The 11528-nt window shown below is 72.8% G+C and carries 8 protein-coding genes; 1 reads left to right on the forward strand and 7 read right to left on the reverse strand.

Going from position 1 to position 11528, the window contains the following annotated elements; translation table 11 throughout:
* Window positions 1–85: 85 nt before the first annotated feature.
* The gene (locus ACWERV_RS35715; protein ID WP_452940967.1) at window positions 86–1681 is read right to left on the reverse strand and encodes a carboxylesterase/lipase family protein; all 1596 of its coding nucleotides are present in this window, start codon (window positions 1679–1681) and stop codon (window positions 86–88) included.
* Window positions 1682–2125: 444 nt separating this feature from the next.
* On the opposite strand from ACWERV_RS35715, the gene ACWERV_RS35720 reads away from it, so the two are divergent.
* Window positions 2126–3115, forward strand: coding sequence for an ROK family protein (locus ACWERV_RS35720; protein ID WP_452940969.1), 990 nt, complete (start codon window positions 2126–2128; stop codon window positions 3113–3115).
* Between the two features lie 2 nt (window positions 3116–3117).
* On the opposite strand, the gene ACWERV_RS35725 is transcribed toward ACWERV_RS35720, so the two are convergent.
* The 6 genes from ACWERV_RS35725 to ACWERV_RS35750 form a co-directional block, all read right to left on the reverse strand.
* The gene (locus ACWERV_RS35725; protein WP_452940971.1) at window positions 3118–4119 is read right to left on the reverse strand and encodes a LacI family DNA-binding transcriptional regulator; all 1002 of its coding nucleotides are present in this window, start codon (window positions 4117–4119) and stop codon (window positions 3118–3120) included.
* Between the two features lie 35 nt (window positions 4120–4154).
* Window positions 4155–6638: a glycoside hydrolase family 2 protein gene (locus ACWERV_RS35730; RefSeq protein ID WP_452940973.1), complete on the reverse strand. Its 2484-nt coding sequence runs from the start codon at window positions 6636–6638 to the stop codon at window positions 4155–4157.
* A gap of 70 nt (window positions 6639–6708) precedes the next feature.
* Window positions 6709–7596 carry a carbohydrate ABC transporter permease gene (locus ACWERV_RS35735; protein WP_452940975.1) on the reverse strand — a complete coding sequence of 296 codons (888 nt, stop codon included), beginning with the start codon at window positions 7594–7596 and terminating at the stop codon, window positions 6709–6711.
* Window positions 7593–8561 carry a carbohydrate ABC transporter permease gene (locus tag ACWERV_RS35740; RefSeq protein WP_452940977.1) on the reverse strand — a complete coding sequence of 323 codons (969 nt, stop codon included), beginning with the start codon at window positions 8559–8561 and terminating at the stop codon, window positions 7593–7595. The genes ACWERV_RS35735 and ACWERV_RS35740 overlap by 4 nt, the downstream gene beginning before the upstream one ends.
* Before the next feature lie 112 nt (window positions 8562–8673).
* Window positions 8674–10002 carry an ABC transporter substrate-binding protein gene (locus ACWERV_RS35745; RefSeq protein ID WP_452940979.1) on the reverse strand — a complete coding sequence of 443 codons (1329 nt, stop codon included), beginning with the start codon at window positions 10000–10002 and terminating at the stop codon, window positions 8674–8676.
* A 317-nt stretch (window positions 10003–10319) separates the two neighbouring features.
* A partial coding sequence (locus ACWERV_RS35750) for an extracellular catalytic domain type 1 short-chain-length polyhydroxyalkanoate depolymerase (protein ID WP_452940981.1) occupies window positions 10320–11528 on the reverse strand: 1209 nt, incomplete at its 5' end.

Here is an 11528-nt window from a genome sequence, read left to right on the forward strand (position 1 = left end):
GGTTGAAGACGCAGACGAAGCGCAGGTCCGTCGTCGGGCGGACGGTGTGCCTCTCGTGCCCTCGCGGGGCGGCCCGCCCCGGGCGTCACTGGGTGCGGATCAGGCCGTGGGCGTTCCAGAAGTCGCAGTGGTGGTCGGCGGCGAAACCGGCCGTCAGGCCCGGTCCTGACAGGCGGAACTGCAGGGTCTCGGGGCGGTCCGTGCGGTAGGACGGCCACGGGCCCTGCCGCGGGTCGGGGTGTCCGGTGGCGACGAAGGCACCCCACTGGGCGCGCATCGCCCGCGCCAGCCGCTCCTGCGCCGGGTCCAGACCGGTCAGGAACTTCTGCGTCCCGTCGCTGCGGGTGAACGTGAACAGGTATTCCAGCTCGGTGGTGTGGTAGGCGCCCCAGGCGAATCCGGGGGTCACGGCCTCGGCGGGCGCGGTGGGATCCGCGAACTCGTAGGCGTACGTGGGTGTTTGCGGCGCCAGCGCGTTCTCGATCGTCCAGGCGCGGCAGACCCGGTCGGGGTCGGAGGCGATGGCACCGGCCGCGTCGGCCGGGGTCCGGCCGGAGTACAGGTCGAGGATCCGGTCGGCCAGTTGCGGGTAGGACTGCCGCACCCACGCGGTCAGCGTGGCCTCGGTGGCCGGCTGGGCGATGCCCGGGTAGGGGCGGTTCTCGTCGTGGGTGTTGCCGATCAGGACGGGGACGTGCGTGAAGTGCCCCTCCGCGATGGCCTGGCGGGGGTCGAGCGGCAGCACGCTGCCGCCGATCGCCGGGGTGCCGGGGGCACCGGGCCGGTCGACGAGGGTGGAGACGTCCTTGCCGCGCAGGCACCGCGCCGCGGTGGCCGGGTCGGTGCAGCCGACGGACGCGGCGAACGCCGTCCCGGACTCCTGCGCCGGGCCGAGCGGCTGCGCGTCGCACGCCCCGCTCTCGATGACCGCCCGGGTGAACAGGCCGCGGGCCGGCGGCGCGGCCAGCAGCCGGCACACGGCGCGCCCGCCCGCCGACTGCCCGGCCACGGTCACCTGGCGGGGGTCGCCGCCGAACGCGCGGGCGTTGGAGCGCAGCCACCGGAGTCCGGCGATCTGGTCCATGAGCCCGTACTGCCCGGACATGCCGTCGGAGGCCTCGGCGCCGAGCGCGGGAAGCGCCAGGAAACCGAGCCAGCCCAGCCGGTGGTTGACCGTCACGACGACGGAACCGGTCTCGGCGGCGAGCGCCGCCGCCTGGTACTGGCTGCCCGACCCGTTGATGCCGCCGCCGCCGAAGATCCAGTACAGCACCGGGGCCCGGCCCGCACGGACGGCCGGGGTGTCGGGCCGCCAGACGTCGAGGTAGAGGCAGTCCTCGGCGAGCGAGCGCGGGCCGTTGCTGTTCTCCGTCTGCGGGCACGCCGGGGACGGCCGGGAGGCGTCTCGTACACCGTGCCAGTTCTGGGCGGGCTGCGGCGGGCGCCACCGCAGGGCGCCGACCGGCGGCGCCGCGTAGGGGACGCGGCCGAAGAAGTCCACGCCCGGTGCGGCCTGACGCCCCGCCAGCACGCCCTGCTGGGTGCGCGCGTGCGGGGCGCCGTGCGCGGTGCGCGCAGCGGCGTCCGGGACGGCGGTCAGGGTCGCGGCGAGCGCCGCGACGAGGGCCAGGAGGACACCGGCGAGCCGTCTGCTGCGACTTCGGTGAAGAGCTGTGAGCACGTGTCATCTCCTCGACGGAATGCGGGAGCTGGATCGTCCGTACCGGCAGGCCGGTCACCCGGCGTCCGTCCGGGTGTGCGGCCCGGGACGGGCCTTCCCCTCGCGGGGGCGCTCGCGGGCACGGCGGACCGGGCGGCCGCGGCCGCCGCGGGTGTGCGGGACGCAGGGCCGCCGTCCCCGCCCGGTCTGCGCCTCACCGTAGACGCCGCACCACCACTGCGTCTATAAAACGTTCAAGAACAGATCCCGGGAGCCCCTGCCCGGTCCACCCTCCACCCCACCGGAACCGACGCTGCCACCGGCATCACACTCCTGGTACGCCGCCCGCGACCGCACCACGGCCGCTCCGGCAACCGGGTCTAAAACGGTGCACTCCCGGTGCCGCGACCGGCCCCCTGCCCGGGGTCGGCCTCCCGCCCCTCCTCCCGGACGGAGACAACAGTCATGGTCGTCAGCACTCCCGAGACGTCGCCCACCCCCTGCCCACCGGCCGGTGACCGGCTGCTGGCCGCCCTCGACATCGGCGGCACCAAGATCGCCGGCGCGGTCGTCGACGCGCACGGCGCCGTCCTGCACCGGGCACAGCGCCCGACGCCGCCGGGCGGCGGGGCCGAGGAGGTGTTCGGAGCCCTGCGCGCGGTGCTGGAGGAGCTGGCCGGACTGCCGTCCTGGGCGCGGGTGGCCTGCCTGGGCGTCGCCAGCGCGGGACCGGTCGACATCGCCCGCGGCAGCGTGAGCCCGGTCAACATCCCCGGCTGGCGGGACTTCCCCGTCGTCGAACGGGTGCGGGGCCTGCCGCAGGCAACCGGTCTGCCGGTGGCGCTGTGCGGGGACGCCGTCGCGATGACGGCGGCCGAGCACCGGTTCGGCGCCGCCCGCGGCTGCCGGGACGCCCTGTGCATGGTGGTGTCCACCGGAGTGGGCGCGGGCCTGGTCATGGACGGTGCCGTCCGCAACGGCCCGACCGGCAACGCGGGCCACCTCGGGCACATGACCGTCGACCTGCTGGGCGATCCGTGCGTGTGCGGCTCCCGGGGCTGCGTCGAACAGCTCGCGAGCGGCACGTCCCTGACCCGGCGGGCGCTGCGGAACGGCTGGCGGCCGACGGGCGCGGCCGACGGCGCCGCGCTGGCGGCCGACGCGCGCACCGGCGACGTCGCGGCCCTCGCCGCCTTCGACACCGCCGCGCGCGCCCTGGCCGCCGCCGTCGCGGCGGTGGCAACGCTGGTCGAGATCGAGGTGGCCGTCATCGGCGGCGGCGTCGCCGAGGCGCACGACGTCCTCTTCCCACCGCTGCGGCGGCACCTCGCCTCCTACGCGGTCCTGCCGTTCGCCGCGGGGGTGCGCGTGGAGGCGGCCGCGCTGCGCGCCGACGCCGGTCTGATCGGGGCCGCCCTGCTCGCGGACGGCCCGCACCCAGCCCGCGGCAGGTAGTTTCAGGGCGCCGGGGCGACGGAGTCCCGGTAGGCGGGGTAGGGCGTGCCCCCGGCCACCGGCGGGACCGGCCGGTGGCCGAGCACGGCCAGCAGCCGGCGCACGGCGTGGCCGCCCAGGTCGGCGGCGCCGTGCGCCATCGCGGTGATCCGAGGGCGGGTGAGGACGCACAGCGGGGAGTCCTGCCAGGCCAGGACGCTCAGCGAGCCCGGAACGGCGATCCCCATCTCGCCCGCGACGCCTAGGCCCGTCACGGCTCCGGCGGCGGAGTCGTAGAGCACGGCGGTGGGCGGGCGCGGGCCCGACAACAGCCCCCGGGTGGCCCAGGCCACCTCGGCGGCGCGGCCGGTGGTGACGGCCACCGCCGACGGCTCGACCCGGTGCGCGGTGGCACCGGCCCGGAAGCGTCCGGGGCGTCCGCGCACCGGCTGGTCGGCGACGTAGCCGACGCGGCGGTGGCCCAGGGCGGCGAGGTAGCCGAGCATGGCCTCCGCGGCCGTCCGGTCGTCCCACCACACCGTGGGGTGACCGCCCGGCGAGCGGTGCGCGGGTGCGGCCGTGACGACGGGGACACCGTCGGCGGTCAGTTCGCCGGTCGCCGCGAGGTGCCCGCTCCCGTCGTACAGCACCGCCCCGCAGATCCGCCCCGCCTGCCACCACTGGCGTACCGTCGCCGGCACGCCGTGCCCGGTCCCCCCGGACGTCAGGAGCGCCTGGCACCCGGCGCGGTCCAGCGCCTCCAGGGCGCCGGCGAGGAAGTCGTCCGGGACGAGCCGCCCGCCGCTCCCCGGCGGGACGGCCGCCGCCAGGGCGACGGTGCCGCCGTGTGTCGCGGAGCTGCTGGCCAGGATCCGGGCCAGGGGGCTGGGGCGCCAGTCCAGGGCGGCGGCCGCGGCCTCGATCCGCCGCCGGGTCGCGGGCGAGACGCCCGGCTTCCCGCTGAAGGTGAGGGACACGGCCGCGGCCGACACCCCCGCGCGGCGCGCGACGTCCCGGATCGTCACGCGCCGCGCGAGCCGATGGCCCGCCCGTGGACCGGTCACCGCACCGCGACCGGGTCCACCGCGTCGGAGGAGTTGACGCAGCGCAGTGCGGCGGGCAGTGCTTCCAGGCCCTCACCCGTCCACCCCGTGACGAGGAAGTCGGCGCTCTCGCCGGGCAGCAGGGTGACCAGGCCGCGGTCGGTCCGCGCGTCAGGGTGCAGCCGGTCGGCCTGGAGCAGCAGGTCGCGGACCAGGGTGTGCGCGGTGACGCGCACCAGCGCGCCGCCGGGCCGCGGGACGACCTCGGTGGTCATCTCGGCGCCCGGGTAGGCGAAGTCGCGGTCGGGTACGGGGAAGCGCAGCGCGCGCAGCCCGTCGGCGTCGGCGACGAGGAAGTCGCGGCGGGAACCGGCCGGGAGGGTCACCTCCCCCGGCAGGTCGACGAGGGCGACAGAGCGGGCGGCGACGGTGACGGGCACCAGGTGCTCGGCGGCCTGCCCGCCGTGGGCGTCGAGCCTGCGCACCCGCACCCGGCACGTCCAGGGCGTACCGCTCTGGTTGACGGCGGCGAGCACGGTCCGCCCGCCGCGGTCCTGGAAGGTCAGCAGCCGGTCGGCGTAGAGGCGCTTGAGCTCGTGGTAGAGCGGCTTCTCCCGGCCGTCGCCGTCGATGGCGGCCCAGGACGTCACCGGCCAGCAGTCGTTGAGCTGCCACAGGATCGCCCCGGCGCAGCGTGGCCAGTGCGCGCGCCAGTGCTCGACGCCGGTGGCGATCGCCCGTGCCTGGTTGACCTGGGTGAGGTAGTGCCAGGTGTCGAAGTCGGTGGGGACGGCGAAGTGGTGGGCGAGCCCGCGGTCCAGTTTGCCGTTGCCGTCCTCGGCCTTCTGGTGGTGCAGCATGCCGGGCGAGTCCGGCGTCAGCGGCTCGTCGCCGATCGCCCGGCGGACGGTGGCGTACGCGGGCGGGGCCTGCCAGCCGAACTCGGCGACGAAGCGCGGCACGTCGTCGAGGTAATCGGTGTAGTCCTGGCGGTTCCACACCTCCCACGAGTGGGCGGTGCCGTGCCGGGGGTCGTTGGGGTGCAGGTCGCGGGAGCCGGACCAGGGGCTGCCGGCCCAGTACGGGCGCGTCGGGTCGGTCTCGGCGACGACGGCGGGCAGCAGGTCGAGGTAGTAGCCCTCGCCCCATGACGCGCCGGCCAGCGCGGGCTCCCAGTCCCAGTCGCGGAAACCCCACAGGTTCTCGTTGTTGCCGTTCCACAGCACCAGCGAGGGGTGCGGCATGAGGCGGACGACGTTCTCCCGCGCCTCGGCCTCGACCTCCGAGCGCAGCGGCTCCTCCTCGGGGTAGGCGGCGCACGCGAACAGGAAGTCCTGCCACACCATCAGGCCCAGCTCGTCGCAGACGGCGTAGAAGTCGCCGCTCTCGTAGATGCCGCCGCCCCACACCCGCACCAGGTCCACCCCCGCGTCCGCGGCCTGTTCCAGGCGCCGCCGGTAGTCCCCGGGTGTGACGCGGGAGGGGAAGACGTCGTCGGGGATCCAGTTGACGCCCCGGGCGAAGACGGGCGTGCCGTTGACGACCAGGGTGAAGGCGCTGCCGTGCGCGTCCGCCGCGGTGTCGAGTTCCACGGTGCGGAAGCCGACGGAGCGCTCCCACCGGTCGAGCGGGACTCCCCCGTCGTCCGCGAGGGCGACGGTGCACGCGTACAGGTGCTGGTCGCCGTAGCCGCGCGGCCACCACCGCTGCACCCCGGCGGCCTCGGCGCGCAGGGTCACCTCGCTTGCGCCGGGCGGGAGTTCGGCGCGTACCTCACTACCGGCGACGCCGAGGACGAGGGTCAGCGCGCGATCGGCGCCGCGGGCGGAGCGCACGACGCGGACGTGCACGGAAACGATTCCGGTGCCGTCCTCCCCCACCGTCACCTGCGGGCGGACCTCGGCGAGCCGGGCCGTCGACCAGCGTTCGAGCCGCGGCTCGCGCCACAGTCCGGCGGTGACCAGGGTCGGCCCCCAGTCCCAGCCGAAGGAGCAGGCCATCTTGCGGACGTACTGGTACGGCTCGGCGTAGGCGCCGGGCCGCTCGCCGACGAGGTCGCGGACACGTTCGGCCTCCTGGTAGGCGGAGGTGAAGGCCACGGTGAGCGGCGCGGGTCCGGCGGCGAGCGCCTCGGTGACGTCGAAGCGGAAGGAGCGGTGCATGTTGCGGGTACGGCCCAGCACGCCGTCGCCCAGGCGGATCTCGGCGACGGTGTCGAGGCCGTCGAAGACCAGGTCGGCGCACTCGTGGTCGCCGTCCAGTCGGGGCAGTTGGGTGCCGTAGGTCCAGTCGGCCCGCCCCACCCACGCCGCGTCCGCCTCGTTGCGGTCCAGGAACGGGTCGGCGATCAGGCCCGCGGCCAGCAGGTCGGTGTGCACACAGCCCGGCACCGCCGCCGCGACGGCGGCGCCCACCAGGGCGTCCGGTACCTGCTCGGGGTGGGACCTGGTGGTGTCCAGGCGCAGGGTCCAGCCGCGGGTGAGCGGCGTGCTGACCTTCATACGGTCTCCTTGGGCCCGAAAGGGCTCGGCAGTAGAGGGGTGAGCGGCGGCGGTCGCCGGGCGCGGACGGCTACTTGGTCGCACCGGAGGCGAAGCCGTTGTAGATGAAGCGCTGCAGGGCCAGGAACACGACGAGGCTGGGGATGATCACCAGCGCGGCACCGGCGGAGATGACCTCCCAGTGGGCGCCGAACGGTCCCTTGAAGCGGAACAGCGAGGTGGAGATGGTGCCGAGGTTGTCGTCCGGCATGTAGAGGAAGGGGATGTAGAAGTCGTTGTAGATCGCGACGCCCTTGATGATCACCACGGTGGCGATGGCGGGCTTCAGCAGCGGCACGATGATGCGCCAGTAGATGGTGAACGAGTTGGCGCCGTCCAGGCGTGCCGCCTCGTCCAGCGAGGTCGGGATGGAGCGGATGAACTGGAGGAAGATGTAGATGGACACGATGTCGGTGCCCATGTAGAGCAGCACCGGCGCCCAGCGGGTGTCCATCACGCCCAGGTTGTTGACGATCTGGTAGGTCGCGACCTGGGTGGTGACGCTCGGCACGAGCGAGGCGACGAGGAACAGCGCCATCACGAGCTTCTTGAAGGGGAAGTGGAAGCGGTCGATGGCGTAGGCCGTCATCGAGCCGATCAGCACCGTGCCGAGGACGGAGAAGAAGAGGATGAACGAGGTGTTCCACAGCGCCCGCAGCATGTGGCCGTCGGTGAACGCGACCGCGTAGTTGTGGAAGTTGAACCAGTGGTGCGGTGCGGCGAGCGCCCCGCCGTCGGCCATCTCGCCGCTGGTGCGCAGGGAGGTGAGCAGCACCGCGGCCAGCGGGACCAGGACCACGGCGCTGGCCAGGACGAGGGAGAGGTACTTCAGCAGCACCGCGACCCGGCCGCGGACCGGCGTCGACCGGCCGCGGGACCGCGGCGCCCTGGTGATGGCGGGACCGTCGAGCACCGTCATGACTGTTCCACCCTCTCGTCGGGGAACAGCAGGCGCTGCGCCCAGGTCACCAGCAGCACGATGAGCAGCAGCACCACGGCGGCGGCCGACGCGAGTCCGGTCTTGTTGAAGTTGAAGGCGAGCTTGATCGTCTGGATGACGAAGGTCTCGCTGTTGTTGGAACCGCCGGTCATGATGAAGGGGATCTCGAAGACCGACAGCGATCCGGAGATGGCCAGGATCACGCTGAGGCTGATGATCGGCCGGATGCTGGGGGCGATGACGTAGCGGAACTGCTGCCAGCGGCTCGCGCCGTCCAGGGCCGCGGCCTCGTACAGCTGCGGGGGGATGGACTGGATGGCGCCGATGAACAGCACCATGTTCAGGCCCATGAACCGCCACACCGACACCCCGGCCAGCGAGGTGTTGACCAGGTGCGGGTTGCCCAGCCACAGGTGCGGGCCGGCGCCGAACCAGTGCAGCACGGTGTCGAGCGTGCCGCCGGGCTGGAAGAAGTACAGGAACACGAAGCCGACGGCGACACCGTTGATCAGGTACGGGAAGAACAGGATGCCCTTGAACAGGTTCCGCAGCCGGGTGTCGAAGCTGAGGACGGTGGCGAAGTACAGCGCCGCGCAGATCTGCACGGCGGACGCGCCGAGGTAGAACAGGCTGACCCAGAAGACCTGGAACAGCTGCGGCCGGGTGAACAGGTCGGTGTAGTTGGCGAGTCCGACCCAGTTGCGGGTGGGACTGATGCCGTCCCAGTCGGTGAAGCTGTACGAGAACATGTCCGCGACGGGCAGCAGGGTGAAGGTCACCAGCAGCGCGAGCGGGGCGAGCAGGTACAGCCAGGGGGTGCCCCACCAGGCCCCCGTCCTGCGCCGCGGGGCCGGGCGGCGGCGCGGCGGGCGGGAGCGGGCCGCGTCCGGCGGCGGAAGGGTGCGGGCGGGAGGTGTGCGGCCCGCGGTCCGCGGTGCGCTCATGTGGTCCTTCTTCCGGTCGCCGCGCGGTGGGGGCGGCAGGGGTGTGCGGCAGTCATGGGGGTGGGGCTGCTCCGGCCCGAGCCGGGCCGGAGCAGCGGTGCGGCGGGGCCGGTCAGCCGAGGGTGCCCTGGGCGTCGGACCACTTCTTGTTGAGGTCCTGGAAGATGCTGTCCTTGTCGCCGCCCGCGGCTCCCCGGGCGACGTCGACGATGTGCTGCGGGTAGTCCTGGTTGTTCAGGCCGATCTCGGAGGCCTTGTCGATCTCGTCCACCAGGGCGGTCTTGCCGTACGCCATGTGCACGAACTGCACGCCGCCGTCCTGGAAGGGCTGGAGGTCGGCGGGCAGCGGCGAGCCCTTGACCGAGGAGATCGACAGCGCCGCCTGCGCGTCGCCCGACTTGTTGATGAACCAGTCGATCCACGCCCGCGCCGCGGCCTTGTTCTTGGAGTGGATGTTGATGCCGTACTGGTAGTCCGGGCGGACGACGGAGCAGAAGTGGCCGTCCTTCTGCGTCGGGAAGGGCATGAAGCCGATGTCGTCGGGGTTCTTCCCGGCCTTCTTCGCGGCGTCCTGCATCTGCACCACGGCCCAGGAGCCCAGCCACATGGTGGCGACCTTGCCGGTGCCGATCAGGGCCTTGGAGTTCTCCCAGTTGGTGGTGTTGGGGTCGGCCTCGGACAGCTTGTCGTGGACGACGTCGTACAGGAGCGAGTCGACGACGTTCAGGTCCTGCCCGGGTGCCCAGGGCTCCTTGGTGGTGGCGAGCTTGTCGTTGGCGGCCGGGTCGCAGCTCGGCGAGCCGAGCGCGTTGCCCCAGTTCGTCATGGGCCAGCCGTCGTGGTAGTTCGTGTAGTAGGGGGTGGCCCCGGTCTTGGCCTTGATCGCCTTGAGGTCGTCGACGAACTGCTGCGGTGTGGTCGGCCAGGTGGTGACACCGGCCTGCTTCCACACGGCCTTGTTGTAGACAAAGCCGTTGGCGGTGCCGATGTTGGCGATGCCGTAGACCTTGCCGCCGACCGTGGCGTGGTCGGTGAAGTCGTAGGTCTTCGACAGGTCGGCGGAGGTGCCCAGCGGGGCGAAGAAGGCCGGGTACTGCTTGAGCGGCACGGAGTTGGGGATGGACAGCACGTCGCCGTAGTTCGTGCTGTTCATCCGGATCTTGACGTCGCCCTCGTAGTCGGTGAGGCCCTGGAACTTCACCGTCACGTGCGGGTAGATCTTGTTGAACTCCGCCGCGTACTTCTTGGCGGTGCCGTCCTGCACCTGGTCGGTGCGGTTGGTGAGCACGGTGATGGTGCCGGTCACCTTCGCCGGGTCGGTGGGCACCGGCACCACGTCCGAGGACGCGCTGCCGCCGCCCCCGCTCCCGCTGCCGCTGCCGCAGGCGGACAGTCCCAGCGCGAGCACCACGCCCGTGGCCGCAAGTGCTGTTCTTCGCATGCCGATCCCACTCCCTTGTCACTGAACGGAAAGCGCCGCACTGCATGCCGCGCAGCGACGGACGTCTCGTCGTCGGGGCGAAGCGGCTCGATGGCTGCTTAACGTAGACGGAACACAGGCGAGGTGTCCATAGAACGGTCTAGTTTTGTGCGAGCGCGCCACTTCGCCGCCGACGACCGGCAGACAACTGTCTCTTTACTTAACTTCTCTCACCAGGCGGCACTGTTCGGCCTTCCGGTGTACGAGGACGGCGCCGGTCTTGACGATCCCGGCGCCGGCTCGCTTGAATCGGTCGGGTAAAACGTACGATCAGGTGCTCAGGAGGATCCCGGCAGAGGGTGCTGCTGGAAGAACTGCCACATCAGGCTGTCGGCGCTGATCTCGTGCGTGACGGTCCCGTTCCCGTTGTCCTGCGGGGAGCCCGGCCAGGTGTGGCCGCCGTCGGAGACCGTGTAGAGCTGCACCTCGGCGCCGTCCCGGCAGCCGCTGTACACCGTCCTGCTCACATGGGTGCTGACCTGACTCACGGCGGGCCCCGCCGTGCACCCGTCGAGCCCGGCCCACGTCTGCTGCGCCACCGGCACCGAGTACTGCCAGGCCGTGGTGTCGCCACCGCCGTTGTACGGGTTCGTGGCGTCCTGCTGCCCGTGGAAGGCGATCACCGGGACGGCGCGCGAGGGGGTGCAGGTCGAGGGGTCCGGCCTGCTGCGGTCGGCGGGGTCGGGCCGCCCGGCCCGGATGCCGGCCACCGGGGCGATCGCGGCGATCCGGTCGGCGAGCAGGCAGCCCAGGGCGGAGGTCATCCGGCCGCCCCCGGAGTAGCCGGTGGCGTACACCCGGGCCGGATCGACGCATGCGTTCGCGGTGAGGGTGTCGATCACCTGCCGCAGGAAGCCGACGTCGTCACGAGTGCCGCTGGGCGTGACGTACGGGACGTTCCAGATGTACCCGCTGCCGCTGGGCACCACCCCGGTGGGCGCGGCCACGATGAAGCCGCCCGCGTCGGCGGTGGGCGCCATGTCGCTGTACGCGAGCTGCCCGGCGCCGGTGGACTGGCTGCCGTGCAGGTCGAGGACCAGCGGCAGCCGCGCCCCTGCGGCGCGGGCCGGGACGTGCACCAGGACCTGGTAGGTCACGCCGCCGAAGGACACCGGTGTGTTGTACTGCCCGCTGCCCAGGCTCGGGGTGCACGAGCCGGGCGGGGTGGTCGTGCCGCCTCCCTGCGGCAGGTGCCAGAGCTGCCAGGCGTTGGTGTTGCGGTCCCAGATCTGCAGCCGGGTCCCGTTGGCCGTCGCACCGCCGGGAGCGTCGAGATAACGCCCCGACTGGGGGTTGCGCAGATGCCCGTCGGACTCCGCGACCCACTGCTGCGCACCCGAACCGTTGCAGTCCCACAACTGCAGCTTCGTCCCGTTCGCGGTGCCCTGACCCGTCACGTCCAGGCACTTGCCCAGCGCCCGCACCGTACCGTCGGAACCCACCGACCACACCTGCGCGGCCGTCCCGTTGCAGTCGTACAACTGCAC

Source organism: Streptomyces sp. NPDC004031 (genome assembly GCF_053604375.1).